This window comes from Spiroplasma melliferum KC3 (assembly GCF_000236085.2).
GTDB lineage: Bacteria > Bacillota_I > Bacilli_A > Mycoplasmatales > Mycoplasmataceae > Spiroplasma > Spiroplasma melliferum.
The window spans coordinates 635546-654567 of record NZ_AGBZ02000001.1 but is presented as its reverse complement, the minus strand read 5'-3'; the positions used below and the strand labels follow the sequence as shown (position 1 = coordinate 654567).

Below are 19022 nucleotides of genomic sequence, written 5' to 3'. Positions count from 1 at the left end.
ATTATTTAATGTTTATCTATTTACACCTTAATAAGTTTTCTTATTTTAAATTTTGCAAGATTGCTTCAATATTATTAGCATTATCTAATGAACGGTCAAAAATAAATTCTAAGTCCGGGCAACGATAAATTTCTAGTTTATGTGCTAATTTGCTACGAATTTCATTTTTATAATTTTGAACAATATTATGAAGTTCTGCTTCTGGTTTATTTAATAATGATGAATAATAAACTTTTGCATGACTTAAATCATTTGATAATTTAACAGCATGAATTGATAAGGTATTTAAAATTTCATCACGAATCTCTCGTTGCATAATAATTGTTAAATCACGAGCAATCAAAGATTGCATTCTTTCAACTTTAATTTTATTTGCCATTATCTCACCTTTTTCTAACTTACTAATATTATAACAAAGCATTGGATAAAAACGAATAATTTTATTAATAAACAAAATTATTTTTAAAAAAGAAATGAAAAAAAGGTTAGATGTAATTAAAAAAACAATTTTTATGATAGTATGTAAAATATACCAAGGAGGTACTATGAAACGCTGAAATTATCGGATTTGATACAAAGATTATCTCTGATATTATAAAGTAATAATTGCCAGTTTAGCTTTTGGCTTTTTAACTTATGGATTTTACATGGATATTTTTAAAGAATTTTGATATGTAAAAGGAACAAAGTTTACTAGTTTGCAAAATTATGATATCTTATTGAGTTTTTATTCTGTTCAAGTTAATATCATAACTATTACTTGGTTAATATTAGCAATTTTTAATCATCATCGTGAACAAAAAAGTTGGTTTTTTTCAACTAATGCTAAATTAAGTATTTTAAACTGAAATTTATTAATGTTTTTTATTTTTTGAATTGGAATTATTATTGGTTATAAAAATGGACAAGTAACAATTGCTGAATATAGTAAAGCACAAATTAGTTGTACTGTTGTTACTCATTTTATTATGCCAATTCTCTTTTTTGGTTATACCTTCTTGTCATTTGGTGATCATCGCCTTAGTTGAAAAAAAGAATTTTTGCAAAAAGATTGATGAATTAGTTTAAGTTATCCATTTTTTTATCTAATGTATGTTATTGTGCGAGCTGCTGCTTGAAACCGCGATGGAAATATTACTTGAGCATATCCTTATCCATTTTTAGACATTGATCATCCAATTATTTCAGGCTTGTCAAGAGCACAAGCAGCATGTTTTATTGCTTTTATCTTTATTGTTGTTTTTACTATTTTTCACATTAGTTTACATAGCCTTAATAATGGCATGTACCGTGTTTTTAATAAAAATCAAGCTAAAAACAAAAAGAAATAAAATAGTGATAAATAAAGTTATTTATCACTATTTTCGTTTTGCGGTTGTAATAAAATTTATTATTGCTGTTACATATTCAGTTGGATTATGGTATATTCCACGAACATGATCACAATCAAAAACAATACGGCGACTAATTTTTTGTTTTTCATACTTACGTTTATTTTGATAAGCCACCCGCCCCATTATATATGGTGTTGCATGATCTTTTTTATTTAAAATATATAATACTGGTAATTTTGCTAATATTTCCAAGTTTTCACCAGGATTAATTTGTTCTGGATCATAACCACGTGTTTCAATTGCGTAACGACGAATTGCATAATAATGTTCATAATAATTAACTTTTGTTTTTAACATATAATAACGATATAAAACATTTAAATTACTAATTGTTGAATCTAAGACAGCACTATTAATTAATTTATTTTTATTAAATGCAAATTTTAAATATTCCATAATGATAAAGGTTCCCATTGACCAACCATGGAAATTAAGTTCCTTTAATTTTGGGTCAATTTTAGTTTGTAAAAAATCAACTGCTGCTGCTAAATCATATTTTTCATAATAACCCATTGTTGTCATTTTAGTAGTTGATTCGCCATGATTTCGTTGGTCAAAAACAAGAATATTATAACCTAACCGAAGATAAATTAAACCAAAAAAGATTGCCCGGAATTTATGTGAATTTAACCCATGAACAACAACAACTCATTTTTTATTGTTGTCGTTTTTTACCCATGACCGAATTGAAACGCCCTTTAACATTACATCTTCATAACCAGGAATGTCGTGCTCTTGAATATCCCATTTTTGGGCTAATTCATCGGAAGTTAAGGCCATTGTATCAAGATGCAAATGTTTGGTTAAATCTAGAATATACTTTTTACAATATGCTTCTAAATCATTATCAGTTTTTTTTCACCAAGTATGATGAGTTAATAAAAACCGTTTGTCATGAAAAGCATAAAAGATTTTAATATAAAGAGCATTATTATGCATATATTCCCGCAAATGTTCATCAGGAACAATCCGATAACTATGGTCAGTAACTAAATCTTGCTCAAAACTTTCCTCATCTCTATGTTTTTTGACCATATTATTGTAAATCCTCCTTCGTAAAACCATATGGTAGTAAATCTTTAATTGTTAAAACATATGATTCACCTTTTTGATTATAAATTTCAATTGGAATGCGATGATCAACTAATTCTCATAAAAATTGCCGACATATTCCACAAGGAGAACCTGCCTGTTTACTATCCGTGTATAAGTAAAATTTCACAATATCTGTTTTACGATAACCTAATGCATAAACCTGGGCCAAAGCTGTCCGTTCTGCACAAATTGTAGCAGCATATGCTGCATTTTCAACATTAACACCGATAACTTCTACTCCATCTTTAAATAAACAAATTGCACTAACGCGAAAATTCGAATATGGTGCATAAGCTCTTTTGCTTAATAATTTTAGCTTTTCAAAATAAGTTGGCATTTCAGTAACTCCCCTTTTTTTAACTAATGTGTAAATATAATTTAATAACATCGACCAACGGTGGTAACATTATTAATAATCCAATTGCAATTGCCAAAATAGAATTAATTAATGTTGCTGCGGCACAGATATCTTTAATTTTTTTTGCTTTAATATTATATTCAAATGATAATAAATCAACAAAATTTTCAACCATTGTATTAATTAACTCAAAACCAATTACAATTCCAATGGTTAATAATAAAATTGCTCATTGAACATAACCAAACTGGTTAGGAACCATTTTTTGTAACCAAATTCCTAACCCAATAACAACCAATGACACAATAAAATGAATAATTAAACTTGATTCTTCTTTAATTGCTGTATAAATTCCACGAAAAGCATTTGAAAATTTATTCCGTAATTTAAAAAATATTTTTTTCTTGACTGGTGATTCTTTTGCCATTATGTATCCCTTTCTTCTTTCTGTTTTTATTTTATTGGAATTCGGTTAATTTGTAAATCATTTAATACTTTTCGTTGTAAATTAAACATTTTCTCTTCATCAGCTGGAGTTTGATGATCATAACCTAAAATATGTAACATCCCATGGGTAAATAAAAAAGCAAATTCACGCCGAGGAGAATGATTATATTCAGCAGCTTGAGCAAGTGCTTTTTCATAACAAATAAAAATATCACCTAGACTGCGTAATCCAGTTAGCTCAAATAAATCAATCTTATTTTCTTCTTCTAAAGCAAAGGTAATAACATCAGCTACATAATCTTTGTGACGATATTTTTGATTAAGTTCTAGTTGTTCTTGTGCATCAACAATAATTAATGATAATTCTAATGGTTCAGTTATTGCTAACAAAGTTTTAATTTTTTGAAAAATTGCATTAAAATCATCTTGATATGGTTTAATATCAAAATCTGTTTCATTGTAAATCACAAAATCGTCTTTCATTACCTCACCAGACCCTTCTCTTTTTTTATTATAACAAATTAAATCATTATCTTCAGTAAATAATCTAATGTTGTTTGAGAGCCAAATTCCATTTTAGCTGATAAATATCAAACACTAATAATAAATTCTGGCTGATTTAAAATAAGATAATAATCATTCTCTCTTTTAACTTGCGTTATAATTATTTGCCATTGTTTCTCCACAAAATATTTTATTTTTACTTGTTGTCCTGGTTTAATAACTCCAGGTGTCTGATGAGGAACAAAAATATAGGTTAACTCATCATCATTAGTTTTAAGAATCGTCAAATAACCATCATAATACAAACTAATTGGAAAATAACCAAGTAACATAACAAACCCAATTAACATTAAGCATCATATTCCCATTAAAATTAAGTTTTTTTTATTCATTAATCATATTTAACTTTGTTAAATCAATCACGGTTGGGAAATATTGTTCAACAATTTGATCATGTCCAGCATATACAATTAGTTGTGATGATTTTAATTGAAATAATAATTTTAATAAAATAATTTTACTATCATAATCAACATTACTTAACACTTCATCAAGGAAATAAACCTCACAGCGTTGTAACAATAAATTTAAAAACAAAATAATTTGTCGCTGTCCTTTTGATAAATTTTCACCATTGTTACAAACCATTTGCGCAAATGATAAATGATTTTGCGCTAATAATTGCTTTATTTCCGGTAATCTTAAAAGTTGATAATCACATTGTTGATTAAAATTAATAATATTATCATAAACACTGCCCGCAAATAAAAAGTCATCTTGATGAAACAATAAAATTTTACTACGAATACTTTGTTCAGTAAGAATCGATAAATCAAACTGTTCGTTAATCATTATTCTGCCTGTTGCACCTAATCGTAATTTAGCAATAATTTCTAGTAATGTTGTTTTTCCAGAGCCACTTCGCCCCTTTAAAAAACAATGGTTTTGAAACGTTAATGTTAAGTTTTTTAAAATAAAATTATCATTAATAAGATAATTCAAATTTGTTATTGTTAAACTTGTAATTGGAACAAGTAAAGATTGTGATTGTGAAATATTTTTTTGCTTAGGAAATAATAATGTTGCTGTTTGCTGAAAAGCTTTTTCTAATTTTCCTTTTGAAACAATAAATGCAGATAATTGGCTAGTAAAATCATTGATAAAACTAGTTAAAGCGCTATAAAACATTAAGTTACCAATTGTTAATGTTTGTTGACTAATAAAATGTAGTGCTAAATAAAAAAATAAAAATAACGCTAATTGGGAAATTAAATTTAAAATTAGTTTTTGAATAATATTATTTTTTTCAAAGTAATATGTTTCATTTAAAAATGCTTGAAATTTTTTCGTTCATTGATAATTAAAATAACTTTCTAAATTCCGACTTTTTTGAAATTTAAAACTATGATATAACTCTAATGTTATATTTTCAAATTCTAATCCTTCTTGATACCAGCGATTATATCAATTTTTATTAATTTGTGAAAATAAAAATGATAAGAAAAAAATAAACACATTCTCTAATAGAACAATTGCTAAATTAATCCGTTTAAATTAAGTAAAAAAACAATGCTAATAATTAGCATTAAAAAACTAAATAATAGTTGTGGTAAAGTTGAACCTAAAAAAGTAGCCAAAATTAAAACATCAGCTTGGCGTTTTAACCATTCACCAGTATTAAATCGTTCAAATTCAAAGGTAGAAAGATTTTTTAAATTAATCACAAATGTTGTTAGCATTGTCTTACTAACTCGTCGTTGTAATTGAACCATCATTTTTTGAAAAAAATAATTAAAAAAAAGACGAAAGCCATAAACAATTATAAATATAAGAAAAAAAATAACAACTTCTTGGTGAAAACCAGTTGTTAAACGATCAAAATAAACCTTAATAAAACTTTTCCCAAAAATAGCCAAAAAGTTAACCACTATACTTAATAACATTGTTCACAATAAAAAACCCTTATGTTCTTTTAAAAAAATAATGTTAAATAAAATGATTTTGTTTTATAAACAAAATGTTTCACTTTTTTTGTAAAAATAATTACTGCTTGAAATTTTTCCATAAATGTATTAATTAAAATTCAACTGCTTTTATTCGCACTAGGGTCTGCAACAAAAAAGTATTTTCCACGCCGTTGATAAATAACAACATAATGATAATAACCCATTGCGTTTAAGACATAAGCAATTAAGGGTTGTTGAAATGTTAATGTTGCTAATTCTTGTTTACTAATTTCAAAAGCATTTAAACCTATATTGTATTTACTAGCAATTTGACTTAAACTATAAACACTTAATGCCCCTTGATATGCAGGCAGATGATTTTTTAATTCATTAATTGTCAATTTTTGGTGATGATAATATTCAATTAGCATTGCTAAACAAGCATAACCACAATCATCATTTTGCTCTTGTTTAATAAAAGGATATCACATAAAAACACCTCTTTTTCTAGTTATTGTTAACCAAAAAAAGAGAATATTTCCTAGATAAAGTTATAATCAACTATGATAAATTTTCTGATAGCCAGCTTTTAATCCAACACTCATTAATCCAAAAATAAGCACACCCCCCGCTAAAAATGCATATCAAATTGGAGGGGGCGGACTTAATTGTAACCAAGGACCAATGTTTGGAATATAAGGTAAAGCAAAAACAATTATTAAAATTAATAAAATTGGGAATACTAGCCGTAATGGTGGTTGATCTTTTCAAAATGCTAATTTATTTGTTCGCATAAAGAAAATCATTAACATATGCAATAACGCACCTTCTGTAAACATTGTTGTTTGAAATTGTGAAATTAATCTTGCATTATTACCTTGATTTGGGTCAACACTTCATATTAATGCTAATGATGTTAGGATAATACCCATAACAATAAAATTTAAAACGCTCATTAAAGTTACAGAAGGTCCATTTCATAATGTAAATGATAAAATTCCTTTTGTATCTCAACTCCGTGGTTTTTGAATATATTCCGGATTAACCGTATCAAAAACAACTGCTACTTGCGAAAAATCAAATAATAAATTTTGAAATAAAATTTGAATTGAAGCCATTGGGGCAAATGATAACCACGCTGAAGCAATTAATAAACTTAACATTAAACCAAAATTAGCAACAATTGGAACTTTAAGATATTTAATAATATTGGCGAAAATACTCCGTCCTTCAATAATTCCTTGTTCTAATACTAATAGTGATTTTTCTAATAAAATAATATCCGAAGCTTCTTTTGCAATATCAGTAGCATTATTCACTGAAATAGCAACATCACTTTTCCGTAATGCTAATGCATCATTAATCCCATCCCCCATATAACCAACCTTATGCTTATTACTTTGTAAAACAGTAATAATTTGAGCTTTTTGTAGTGGGGTTAATTTTGCAAAAATATCATGCTTTTCAACCGCAATTGATAATTCCTCTGCTGTCATATTTTCAATCTCTTCGCCAACTAAAACTCCCTGAACTTTTAAATTAATTTTATTACAAACTGCCATAGTTGTTTGAGGAGCATCACCAGTTAAAATTTTCATAGTTACACCATATTTATTTAGTAATTTTAATGTTCCTTCAACATCTTTTTTAATAACATCAGTAAATGATAAAAAACCAAGAAAAATTAAATCTTCCTCATCTGTCAAAGTTATTTGTTTTTTGGTTATTGGTTTATAAGCCACCGCAATTAAGCGAACACCTTGCTGATTTAATAATAATAAATTTTCAATAAGTTTTAATTTTGCTGTTTTATCAAGTGGAAAAACTTGTTCCTCAATCTCATAGGACTGACAAAGATTAAGCATTTCTTCTGCTGCTCCTTTGGTGACAATTATTTGTTGCTCATGTTCTTTTGGAGTTACTAATACTGAAACTCTGCGGCGAATAAAATCAAATGGTATTTCATCTAATAATTGATAACTTGTTCTTAAACTTTTTGTATAATTAACTTTTGGATAACTAATAATTGCATTATCAATTTGATTTTTCATCCCTAACTGAAAATAACTATTTAAATAACCATATTTTAAAACTTTTGGATCGTTAACTTGATTAATGTTATGATAACTTTGCAACTCAATTTTATCCTCAGTTAATGTTCCTGTTTTATCTGTACATAAAACATCAATTGCTCCTAAATTTTGAACTGCATCAAGTTGTTTAATTACAACTTTTTCTTTTGCTAAATTTTTACTTCCCCTAGTCAAATTAGCAGCGACAATTACTGGTAACGATTCAGGGGTTAAACCAACTGCTACGGACAACGCTAAAATTAAAGCTTCTAATCACTGTCCTGTGCGAATTCCATTCAACACTAGCACAATTGGTACCATAATTAAAATAATTAGAATAATTAATCGGGTAATTTTTTTAATTCCTAAATTAAAACTATTTTCCGTTGGTACTGCTGCTAATTGTTCATTCAGCATCCCTAAATAAGTATTAACGCTTGTTTTTAAAACAACTGCAACAGCACTTCCAGCAACAATACTACTTCCCATAAAACAAAGATTTGATAAATCAAAAATTTGGTGTGGTGCAGCATTCGCTACAATTGTTTTAAAAACAGGTGTTGCCTCTCCAGTTAAAACAGCTTGGTTAACTGACAAATTTTTAGTATAAATAATTCGTACATCACAAGGTACAATATCACCCGTTGAAAGATAAATTAGATCACCAGGGATTAATGTTTTTGATTCTACTTTAACTGCTTTTGCTACTAAGTTTGGTAACATTGCTTCATTAACTGTTGCAGCCTGACATTCACCCGCTCGAATTACCATTGAAGTTTTTTTTACTAATTGTTGTAATTCTTTTGTTGTCCGAAATGCTTTATAATCTTGCACTAATGAAATTGTTGCACTTAAGGTCATCATAATCGCAATAATAATTGCGCTGGCTAAAGCTAACGTATCATGAAAATCTTTAACAAAAAAAGTTCCTAATTGAAAGCCAAAAATAACAATTAATAATAAATTAAAGGGATTAACAATTGTTAAAAAAATATTTTTAATTCAATTAAATTGTTGTGGTTTAATTGCAGTTTGACCTGCTTGGGCTAAGTATTGCTTAACTTCATCATTATGATACCCAATTTTTTGATTAGGTAAATTTGGAACAATTTCAGGAATGGTTGCTTGGGCAATTGATTGATAATCATTAAAAATTTTAGCTTCATCAAATTGTTGGTTCTTTTTTTTCATACTACCAAACCTCCATATTATGTTTTAATAATACCATAATTTAAAAAAACAAATTTGTTAATAAAAACACAAAACAATTGTTTTGTGTTTTCTTATTTTATGTCATTAAACCGGCCTCGTATAATCGTTTAAAACGTCCTTCAACTTTTTTTAATTCATCAAAAGTTCCGCTTTGAACAACACCATTTCCTTTTTCTAAAACTAAAATTTGATCAACATTTTTAATTGTACTTAAACGGTGCGCAATAATAATTGTTGTTCTGCCTTTCATTAGTTTATCTAATTCCGCTTGAATTTCTTTTTCAACAATATTATCTAATGCACTTGTTGCTTCATCAAGAATTAAAATTTCAGGATTTCGTAAAAACATTCGCGCAATTACTAATCGTTGCTTTTGCCCTCCTGATAAAATAAAACCACGCTCTCCTAGTAAGGTATTAAACCCTTCTGGTAAATCAATAATAAAATTATATAACTCTGCTTTTTTTGCCGCTGCTTCACATTCAGCATCTGTTGCCATAAAAGTTCCATAGCGAATATTATCATAAAAAGTTCCATAAATAATTTGTGGTTCTTGTTCAACATAACCAACGTGGTCTAAATATGATTTTAAATTAATTGTTTTTAAATTTTTATCATTATTAACATAAATATTCCCTTTTGTTGGGTCATAATATCGTAATAACAATTTTGAAATCGTTGATTTTCCAACACCTGTTTCTCCAACAAAAGCATAACTTTTTCCTTGTTGAAAATGAAAATTAAAGTTTTCTAAAATATATGGTTCATCTTCATCCGCTGAATCATATTTAAATCAAACTTTGTCAAAGATAATATCCCCACTAATCTCTTTTAATGGTGGTGTGGTTGGATTAATATTAATGTTAGGAACTTGGTTAAAAATTTCGGCAACACGAGTTGCTGATGTTGATGCCGCTGCTAAATTAGCTAGTAATCGGACAACTTGAATAATTGGAAAAATTAAGGAATTAATACTCATTGTAATTGATAACATCACAGTCGGGTCTAATCGATTGTTGTTAACAAAAATAATTCCAACAATTAATGCAATTGTGTTCATACTAGTTAAGGTTGTTATAACAAAAGCAATTATAATCGATTGAACTTTAATAGCACGCATACTTACTTTATAATATTCTTTATGAACTTTATTAAAGCGTTCTTTTTCATATTCATTTGTTCCTGTTGCTTTAATTAATCTAATTGCATTAATCCGATCATTAACATCACCATTAACATCAGATACCACTTGTCGTTGTTTATACATTAACCGACGAATAAAAGTAAAACCAAATGAAGTTAATAATAAAATTCCAAATGATACTCCTAAAATAATTCCGGCTAATTCCGCAACAGTTGCACTTCCATCAAGATAAACAAAATTACCATCTTTATCAATAACTGGTTCAATTCCGTGTGGTCCATCTTGGTATTGTAAAACACGGTTATCTAAAGTAAACATAATACCTATACTTCCAATGAAGGTAAAGAAAGCATTTAAAAAATTTTGGGGGACTTGAAATGCTTGGTCACCTAAAATTTGGGTATCAGAAATTAGTTTAGTTAAAATATCACCCATTTTTTTATCATGATAATAATTCATATCTAAATCAACTAATTTATTTAAGACTTTAATTCGAATATCAATTTCAATTTTTCGTGAAATTGAACCACCAACTAAACTTTGTAAATATAAAAATATTCCCGAAACAATAAAAGTTCCGGCAAACCCAATTGCTCAATATAGTAATGTTCCTCATGGCATCGCAGGGTCATTAATACTTGAACGTTTTGACATTCCTGTTGTCAATTCCATCATAACAATATTTGTTAATTTGGGTAAGGCAACTGTAATCCCACAAGTAATAATAATAAATAAGATTAAACATAATCAACGGAATCAAAATTGTTTATAATAAATTGATAATAATTTAAAAAAACCCATCGGTGTGGCTTTTGGTTTTTTAACTGCAAGCTGTTCTTTTTTTGTTTGATTGCCAGTTAAATTTAATCCATCATTTTTTTCTTTCATCATGAACTCCTTTTTGTGCATTTTGTTAAGTATTTAACAAAATAATTATACGAATTCTAAAAAATATTACAAGTTATTTTATTAATATTTGTTAAATATTTAACATTTTATTTAACTGATGTAGTCATTTCTTTTTTTAACAACTCAACTATACTTCCTAAATCAGCTAGTAAAGTTTCATATCGAGGTTTTGATAAAATTTGCATAATGCGTTGGTCTAATTGATTTACTAAATTAAAAACAATTGGTTTTAATTGTCATCATTTTTCAGTTAAGGTTAAATAAATAATTTTTTTATTATTTTCCGGACGATTTTTCACAACATAACCCTTTTGAACTAATTTTTTTGAAACAATCGTAATATTTGCCCGTGATTGATTAACAACTTGTGCTAATTCATTCATTGTATAATCAGGAAACCGTTCAATTAAAATTAATAACCAAATATTAGAAATTTGAAAATCATAATAACCTTGTTTTTGTAGTTCATTTTCAATTTGTTGTGAAAATGCTTTATTAATAAAACCCAAATAACGAAAAAGCAATCCACCACATGTTTCATTTTCTGATTGCATTTTTTCCAGAGTAATCCTCCTCCTTCTAATTACTTTTTATATATGTATTATCTTTTTTATCTTAACATAGAATAAATTAATGTTAAGTATTTAACAAAGATAAATAAAAAAATGTATTTATTTTTAAATACACTCTTTTCCTTTTAACGTTCTAAATCATGAATTGGATTATTATTAGTTAAAAATTCAATTTCAAAAATAATATTTTTGGCAGTTAATTTGCTTTTTTTCTCATCGTTTACCCGAAAAGCATAGTTTTGATAAACAAATTCTTTAATTTTATTTTCTGGTTTTGTTAAATCATATCCTGTTTCCTTGACAAATCATTGGTATAACGTTTTGCCAGTGCTTTCTGGTGGTGCTGCTAAATGCAGATATTTTTGAAATACTTTTTTAATCGAAGTACTACCATGAATTCAAAGCATATGGTGACCAATTTCTTTTACTTGACCAGTTTCATCATCTTCATCATAAATTTCACCAACTAATTCTTCTAAAATATCTTCCATTGTAACAATTCCAAGAAAATTATTACTGTCTTCATTGGTACTAACAACTGCTATATGGACTTGCTCTTGTTGAAATAATTCTAAGGCATCATCTAATTTTAAATAGCGGGAGAAAAAAATTGGTTCAGAAACTAAACTTTTGATATCAACTTCTTGATGATCAATAACGGCAATAAAAACATCTTTAATGTTTAAAATTCCAATTACTTTTTCAGTTTCCGGAGCTAAGACTGGAATGCGAGTAAAACGTTCTTGTTTATAAAACCGCTGTAATTCTCGCCATGATATATTACTATAAATTGTTTTAACTTTTTCTTTTGCTGTCATAATTGAACCAATTGTTTTTTCATCAAAAGTGATTGCTGATTCAATTAGTTCTTTTTCATTTTTTTCTAAAACACCTTCGGATTCAATTGTTGAAATTAATTCTAATAATTCATTTTCTGTGGTTAAAACACCATTTTTTTGTTTATGAAGGGTTAGTAATCAAGTAAAAGGATAAAACAAAATTTTTCAAATTCATAAGATATAGGCTGAAAAAATTGAAAACTTTTCCGGAAAAGCTTTAGCAATTGTTTTTGGTAATAATTCACCAAAAATTAAAACAGTTAAACCAATAACTCCTGTCGCTACTCATGTTGCTGTTTCGGCATTAACAATTAAAGATGCAAAAAATAAAGTTCCAATTGTTGCTAAGGCCGTATTAATTAAAGTATTCGCAATTAAAATCGTTGCTAAAGTACGGTCATAATCTTTTACCAATTTATAAACTTGTTTCGCACGACGAATTGTTTTATTTGTTGCTCTTTTTTTCCGTTTGCTAACATTCTTTTTTGCCATTTGTTTTAAACGAATAACATTAATTGAGGTAATAGCTGTTTCTGAAGCTGAAAAAAAACTTGAAAAAATTAATAAAATAATCATTATTGGAAGTAACACAGCCAACGCGGTGGTCATATCCATCATCATTTACTCTCCTTTAAAAATTGTATTATTTTCTATCATTATATACTTTTCTCCCTTAATTATCTACTAAATAATAACATAAAAATATTTAGATTTAACTTTAAAAATATAAAAAATAATGTATAGTTATAAATAGACAATTATATAAAATAATTCTTGGGGAGGAATAGAAATGAAAAAACTGCTAAGTACAATGGCAGCAATGATACTCACAGCAACAACAGCAACAACCACGATAGCTTGTTCAGACAAAAATATGGCTTATTATAACCAATTTATGAATGGTATAAACAATAAAGAAAGCTTTATTTTTATGGTTTCAGCAAAAAATTGCATTCATTGTCAAAACACAACGGATACAACAATTCCAGATTTATATAATAAAAATGGCTATGGTAATGATAAATATGATAAGTATTTAGCAGGTGGTTTTGGTACACAATATGCTTTAAATACATATCCTATTAGTTCTGATGAACAAGAAAAAATTAAAAACACGCGTTTAATTGTTACTGACAACATTAAAGATTATAATGGTATTTGAAAAGAAAAATGAGCAAAAAATATTGCTGATTGAATTGTAACACAAGAACGAAATGCTCATAAAATTAATGGGGAAATTGATAAAACAATTACTGCTGATTCATTAGGTTTAACTGGAACACCAACTTATGTTTATATTAAAAATGGAAATTATGTTGGGTTTGAAACTGGTGAAGTTGGAAACTTAGAAACAGGGGCCAATTCTGACTTATGAATGAATCGTTTTATTAAACATATGGTTTTAGAAGATTGAGATACTGATCATAATAAATCAGAATAAAAAAAATACTCAGACAATTTGGTGGGTATTTTTTTAATTAATCATTGTTAAAATTGCATTAAAAATAATAAATAAATGATTGTAAATAATTTGGTGGGTATACATTTTGCGCCGATCATTAATAATAATTGGTGCTTTTGTTGTTAAATTAGTTTCTATAATCGGTGAATTCTCTTTTAAAATAAATTTAATATTATTTAATGGCAAGGTTTTATCAGTATGTTTTAAAACATTAAATAAATAAGTTTGATCTGTATCAATAATAATTCAAATTACAATATTTTCATCTGTTAATCGTTCTAAAAATTTCTTAGCAATAAATTCGTGTGTTGTTACACTTACATCAAAACCAATTCCCAACAATTGATGATAAAAATTAGTTAATAAATCCAAATGTGTATGTTCACCAATTAAATAAATTTTTTTTGTTGTTTTTAGCATTGTTTTTAATTCTAAAATTGATGATAAATTTTCATTTAATAATTTTGTCATCATTGCACTATGGTTTGATACTAAGTCAGTAACGGTATTTTTTGATGGATTAAGACGATAAAACTGATTAAGTTTTTTTAAATTATCTAATTCATAACGAAAAAAAATATAAAATTCTTTTCAGCCTGTAAAACCTAAACTTTTACAAAACTTTGTCACCGATGAAACACTTGTATGTGATGTTTCTGCAACATCATTAATGATAAAATTCTCATTTGATACTTTAGCAAAATTTAAAATAGTTTGTGCAATAATACCATTAACAGTATCATCATTACGATTAATAATTTCTTCTAACTTCTCAAGAATATTAGTTTTTAATTGCATATTACCCACCTATTCATTCCATGGTTTAATCCCTCAGATTTCAATTAGATTTTAATAAAATTTGGATAACAATGGAATGAAAAAAATTTGAGAGTTCAATGAAAATATTTTCCTAATCTACCTCATCGGTACGGTCTTTTACTACTTCCTCAATTTTTGCTAGCACAGTAAATAATTCTTCAAATTCAAACTTTTCAATTTGGTTACATATATGTTGGACATTATTTAAATCCATTTTAACCTCCTTTCAAGCAAAAATTACCATCTTAAGTTGACTTTTCCTTGCAAATAAAAAACTTTGTTTAATAACAAAGTTTTATATTACTTTAACATTAAAATCATATTGTTTAATAACTTCCGGTCTGTCAGTTACTAAATATGAAACATCTTTAACGTCATAAAATTTAAAAAATCCAATTTTATCAAATTTCGTACTATCAGCTAACAAAATTTTAACTTGAACCCGGGCTAAGGCTGCTAATTCAACCCGTGCTTCTTCCTCATTACTTTTGAACACACTTCCAGTTTTATCAATTGTATTTGCTGAAAAAATAACTTTTGAAAATTGAATTAATGATAAACTTTCTTCACAAAACGAACCATAAAAAGCTTGTGATTTTTCTCGTAATTTGCCTCCAAATAAGACATTATATTGAACATTAGGATTATCTTTTGCCAATTGTAAAATTCGAAATGAATTAGTGACAATTTTTATGGGTTTATCAATTAAAGTAACAAAAATTTCACAAGTTGATCCTGCTCCGACAAAAATAACATCATTTTTTTCTAACAAATTTGTTAACTTTTTTCCGATAATCATTTTTTTATCAAAATTAATACCACTTGCTCGAACATTAATGTTACATGTTTTATTATGAACTCCCAAAAAATTAATACCGCCATAAGACATCGTAATAATCCCTTCATTTTCAAGTTCTTTTAAATCACGGCGCGCAGTTGTTGCTGAAATATTATATTTTTGAACATATTCAAGAACATGATTCATTTCGTGAAAAAGTTTTTGACACAAATATGCTAATAATAAATCTTTTCGTTGGACTCGATGGATGATTCTCTACTCCTTTCATTGTTTAATTCTGTTCTTAATTATTATACCCAAAAAAAGTTATTTACCAAAATGTTCCAAAAATTTTCTTAAATTTTCAATAAGTTTTTTACTATGCAATACTTGATATAATTCAGCATCACTTGCTTTTTTAATCGCACCAATACTTTCAAAATGGTGATTTAATAATTTAATTCGTTGTTTACCAAATCCTGGGATTGTTTCTAAAATACTTGTTGTCAAAGCTTTTGTTTGCCGACGACGAAAACTAGTAATTGCAAAATGATGAACATCATCTTGCATTCTTGTTAAAAATAAAAATAAACGACTACTTTTATCCAAATATATTTTTTCTTTTTTCAAATTAAGCAAATGATCAGTTTTATGTTGATTATTTTTAACTAACCCAATCACGGGAATTGCTAAATCTAATTTTGCTAGTTCTTTTAAACAAGCATTTACTTGTTGAATCCCACCATCCATAATAATTAAATTAGGAAGGGCTTGTTCTTCTTGAATAACTTTTTGATAACGACGCGTAACAACAGCTGCAATACGATGCGTATCATCTTGATCCGGAATTTCTAAATTATATTTACGATAATCATTTCGTGATGGTCGACCATTTTTATAAACAATAACACCACCAGTCACAAATTCATTATTAATATTAGCAATATCAATCATCTCAATTAAATATGGCAATTCGGATAAATCTAAAAGCATTTGTAATTCTTTTAAAACTTCAGCATTATTTAATTCTCGTTGAGCAGTTGTCTGATATTGTACATAAGATTCATAACTATTTTCAGTCGCCAATTTCATAATTGTTTTTTCAATTGGTGTTTTAGGATGAAAAACACGATTATCAAATAACAAATTTAATTCTGGCAATGCAATTATCTCATTAACAATTATTTTTGTTGGCAAAATATTTTTTTGATAAATATTTTGTAAGTATAAGCGATATAATTCTTGGCAATCTTCGGCAAAATCAAGATGGTAATATTCATAATCTTTATAACTTAATTTTCCAGCACGATAAAATAAAGTTGTTAAAACTAAATGTTCAGCAGTTTGATACAAACTAATCACGTCTAAATCATCATTTTGATTTAACATTTCAACTGTTTGTGATGACAAAGTTCAATCTAAATTTCGAATTAAAAGTTTTAATTTATGTGCTTCTTCAAATTGAAAATTATCTGCTGCTTGCAACATTCGTTTTTCTAACAGTTTTTTTGTTTCAGTAAAATTACCTTTAAAAAAACTATGAACTTTTTTAATCATTTTTATGTAATAGTCCGGAGATACTGTTTTAAAACAAGCACCTGAACATTGATTAATATGATAATAAAGGCAAGGTTTTCCAAGATTTCCTTTACAACGACGTAACGGATATAATCGTTCTAAAACTTTAATAATTTCCCGCGCATGACTTCCCTCAGGGAATGGTCCATAATAACGGGCATACTTTTGGTGAACATTACGAACATATAAGTATTGAGGATCTTTTTCTTTTGTAATTACAATATAAGGATAATGTTTATCATCATTTAACAAAATATTATACTTTGGTTTATACTGTTTAATTAAGTTATGTTCTAAAATTAATGCTTCTTTTTCAGTTTTTGTAATAATTGTTTCTAAACGAACAATTTCCTGAACTAAACGAGTTGTTTTATAATTATAAACTTTGTTAAAATAAGAACTAACCCGACTTCGTAAGTTTTTTGCTTTTCCAACATATAATACTTGATGATAATTATTGTAAAATAAATAACACCCTGGTTTAGCTGGTAAAATTTCAACTTGTTCTTTTAACGATAATTTTTCTGACATTTTTTATTCTTCCCCTTATGTTTGTTAATATTTTATGCTTAATTAAAACAATTAGCAACTTATCATAAAAAATACAAAGTAAGAATCTATTTAAGAAAATAAAAAACTACTTTTCTGAAAAGTAGTTTTGTTAATTTTTTAACGCTTGTTTTGATTTTTCTACTAATACTTTAAATTCACTTGGATTATGAATTGCTAATTCTGATAACATTTTACGATTTACTTCAATGTTAGTTTTATTTAAACCATTCATAAATTGTGAATATGACATATCATGTTCACGTACTGCAGCATTAATTCTTTGAATTCATAATGAACGAAAATCTCTTTTACGTTGTTTACGATCACGAAAGGCATATGCTCATGATTTCATTACTTGTTCTTTTGCTTTTTTGTAATGCGTTGATTTTGTTCCAAAATATCCTTTTGCTTCTTTAATAATTTTTTTACGACGTTTTCTTGTTGTTGATCCGCCTTTAACTCTTGCCATTTGTTAATACTCCCTTCTTTTCTTTTCTTTATCCTTGTAATAATTGTTTTAATCGACTTTGATCAGTTTGATCCATTAAACCAGCTTTACGTAAATGACGCTTTTGTTTTGTTGTTTTATTTTGGGCTAAATGTGAAGTATATGCATGCGCAATCTTTCATTTTCCTGTTCCTGTTACTTTGACTCTTTTTGCTAAAGATTTTTTTGTTTTCATTTTTGGCATAAATTTTCCTCCTTGTCCTTTCTTTTAAAAGTTAATTTAATTAATTATTTTTTTGGTACAACATACATATCTAAAAACAAGCCATTTAATTGTGGTTCTTTTTCAATCTTTGCCAAATCTTCAATATAACTAAAAAACTTATCTAATGTTTCTTTTCCATATTCAGGTCTAGCAACTTCTCGACCACGAAACTTTAAAGAAATTTTAACACGATTCCCATCAGTTAGAAATTCACGCACTTTTTTTGCTTTAAATTCCAAATCATGTTCACCAATTCCTGTTCGTAAACGCATCTCTTTATTTTCAGTTATATGTTGATTTTTCTTATTTTCTTTTTCTTTTTTCTTTTGTTCGTATTTATATTTTCCATAATCAACCAATTTTGCTACCGGTGGATTTGAAGCAGCTGATACCAACAATAAATCTAAACCTTTTTCTTCAGCAAAACGAATTGCTTCATTTCTCCCTAAAGGACCAACTTTGTTACCATCATCTAAAATAATTAAAACTTCACGTGCTCTAATATCATAATTTACTTGCTCGATATTTTTATTGTTTTTAGTGGGTTGATTCATCCAATACCTCCATTTTAATTAATTAAAAAAACGCTTAAAAGTAGCGCTTTCATTAACAAGAATTATCTTCTTAA

The 19022-nt window shown here is 27.2% G+C and carries 22 protein-coding genes; 2 read left to right on the top strand and 20 right to left on the bottom strand.

Annotated elements, in window-relative coordinates:
• Window positions 1-40: 40 nt before the first annotated feature.
• A complete protein-coding gene (gene rbfA / locus SPM_RS03220) occupies window positions 41-379 on the bottom strand; it encodes a 30S ribosome-binding factor RbfA (protein ID WP_004028212.1) in 339 nt (112 codons plus the stop codon).
• Window positions 380-545: 166 nt separating this feature from the next.
• Here rbfA and SPM_RS03215 point away from each other — a divergent pair, with 166 nt between their 5' ends.
• A complete protein-coding gene (locus SPM_RS03215; RefSeq protein WP_004028211.1) occupies window positions 546-1331 on the top strand; it encodes a hypothetical protein in 786 nt (261 codons plus the stop codon).
• A gap of 27 nt (window positions 1332-1358) precedes the next feature.
• Here the strand turns inward: SPM_RS03215 and SPM_RS03210 are convergent, their stop codons facing one another.
• The 12 genes from SPM_RS03210 to SPM_RS03160 form a co-directional block, all read right to left on the bottom strand.
• On the bottom strand, window positions 1359-2429 hold the full coding sequence (locus tag SPM_RS03210) for an alpha/beta hydrolase (RefSeq protein ID WP_004028210.1): 1071 nt from the start codon (window positions 2427-2429) through the stop codon (window positions 1359-1361).
• Between the two features lies 1 nt (window position 2430).
• Window positions 2431-2826: a cytidine deaminase gene (gene cdd / locus SPM_RS03205; RefSeq protein ID WP_040584437.1), complete on the bottom strand. Its 396-nt coding sequence runs from the start codon at window positions 2824-2826 to the stop codon at window positions 2431-2433.
• Between the two features lie 19 nt (window positions 2827-2845).
• Window positions 2846-3274, bottom strand: coding sequence for a diacylglycerol kinase family protein (locus tag SPM_RS03200; protein ID WP_004028208.1), 429 nt, complete (start codon window positions 3272-3274; stop codon window positions 2846-2848).
• Window positions 3275-3300: 26 nt separating this feature from the next.
• On the bottom strand, window positions 3301-3777 hold the full coding sequence (gene ybeY / locus SPM_RS03195; RefSeq protein WP_004028207.1) for an rRNA maturation RNase YbeY: 477 nt from the start codon (window positions 3775-3777) through the stop codon (window positions 3301-3303).
• 38 nt (window positions 3778-3815) lie between these two features.
• Entirely contained in the window at window positions 3816-4148 is a 333-nt protein-coding gene (locus SPM_RS03190; protein ID WP_004028980.1) for a hypothetical protein, read from the bottom strand.
• Window positions 4149-4182: 34 nt separating this feature from the next.
• Window positions 4183-5313: an ATP-binding cassette domain-containing protein gene (locus SPM_RS03185; protein ID WP_004028205.1), complete on the bottom strand. Its 1131-nt coding sequence runs from the start codon at window positions 5311-5313 to the stop codon at window positions 4183-4185.
• A gap of 20 nt (window positions 5314-5333) precedes the next feature.
• A complete protein-coding gene (locus SPM_RS06400) occupies window positions 5334-5741 on the bottom strand; it encodes an ABC transporter transmembrane domain-containing protein (RefSeq protein ID WP_004028204.1) in 408 nt (135 codons plus the stop codon).
• Between the two features lie 29 nt (window positions 5742-5770).
• Entirely contained in the window at window positions 5771-6235 is a 465-nt protein-coding gene (locus tag SPM_RS03180) for a cysteine peptidase family C39 domain-containing protein (protein ID WP_004028203.1), read from the bottom strand.
• A gap of 60 nt (window positions 6236-6295) precedes the next feature.
• Window positions 6296-9007: a magnesium-translocating P-type ATPase gene (gene mgtA / locus SPM_RS03175; protein WP_004028202.1), complete on the bottom strand. Its 2712-nt coding sequence runs from the start codon at window positions 9005-9007 to the stop codon at window positions 6296-6298.
• 97 nt (window positions 9008-9104) lie between these two features.
• Window positions 9105-11060: an ABC transporter ATP-binding protein gene (locus SPM_RS03170; protein ID WP_004028201.1), complete on the bottom strand. Its 1956-nt coding sequence runs from the start codon at window positions 11058-11060 to the stop codon at window positions 9105-9107.
• 107 nt (window positions 11061-11167) lie between these two features.
• Window positions 11168-11635, bottom strand: coding sequence for a MarR family winged helix-turn-helix transcriptional regulator (locus tag SPM_RS03165; protein WP_004028200.1), 468 nt, complete (start codon window positions 11633-11635; stop codon window positions 11168-11170).
• A gap of 143 nt (window positions 11636-11778) precedes the next feature.
• Window positions 11779-13113 carry a hemolysin family protein gene (locus SPM_RS03160; protein WP_004028977.1) on the bottom strand — a complete coding sequence of 445 codons (1335 nt, stop codon included), beginning with the start codon at window positions 13111-13113 and terminating at the stop codon, window positions 11779-11781.
• A gap of 169 nt (window positions 13114-13282) precedes the next feature.
• Between SPM_RS03160 and SPM_RS03155 the strand changes: the two genes are divergently transcribed.
• Entirely contained in the window at window positions 13283-13933 is a 651-nt protein-coding gene (locus SPM_RS03155; protein ID WP_004028198.1) for a hypothetical protein, read from the top strand.
• Window positions 13934-13966: 33 nt separating this feature from the next.
• On the opposite strand, the gene SPM_RS03150 is transcribed toward SPM_RS03155, so the two are convergent.
• The 7 genes from SPM_RS03150 to infC form a co-directional block, all read right to left on the bottom strand.
• A complete protein-coding gene (locus SPM_RS03150) occupies window positions 13967-14752 on the bottom strand; it encodes a MurR/RpiR family transcriptional regulator (RefSeq protein WP_004028197.1) in 786 nt (261 codons plus the stop codon).
• Between the two features lie 112 nt (window positions 14753-14864).
• A complete protein-coding gene (locus tag SPM_RS06605; protein ID WP_004028975.1) occupies window positions 14865-15017 on the bottom strand; it encodes a hypothetical protein in 153 nt (50 codons plus the stop codon).
• Between the two features lie 51 nt (window positions 15018-15068).
• Window positions 15069-15791: a DeoR/GlpR family DNA-binding transcription regulator gene (locus SPM_RS03145; protein WP_408640683.1), complete on the bottom strand. Its 723-nt coding sequence runs from the start codon at window positions 15789-15791 to the stop codon at window positions 15069-15071.
• An 87-nt stretch (window positions 15792-15878) separates the two neighbouring features.
• Window positions 15879-17660 carry an excinuclease ABC subunit UvrC gene (gene uvrC / locus SPM_RS03140; protein WP_004028192.1) on the bottom strand — a complete coding sequence of 594 codons (1782 nt, stop codon included), beginning with the start codon at window positions 17658-17660 and terminating at the stop codon, window positions 15879-15881.
• 130 nt (window positions 17661-17790) lie between these two features.
• On the bottom strand, window positions 17791-18150 hold the full coding sequence (rplT, locus tag SPM_RS03135) for a 50S ribosomal protein L20 (RefSeq protein ID WP_004028191.1): 360 nt from the start codon (window positions 18148-18150) through the stop codon (window positions 17791-17793).
• Between the two features lie 28 nt (window positions 18151-18178).
• Complete coding sequence (gene rpmI, locus SPM_RS03130) at window positions 18179-18373, bottom strand: 50S ribosomal protein L35 (protein ID WP_004028190.1); 195 nt, start codon at window positions 18371-18373, stop codon at window positions 18179-18181.
• 44 nt (window positions 18374-18417) lie between these two features.
• Window positions 18418-18948 (bottom strand): translation initiation factor IF-3, encoded by a 531-nt coding sequence (infC, locus tag SPM_RS03125; protein ID WP_004028189.1) that lies wholly within the window; start codon window positions 18946-18948, stop codon window positions 18418-18420.
• Window positions 18949-19022: the final 74 nt, after the last annotated feature.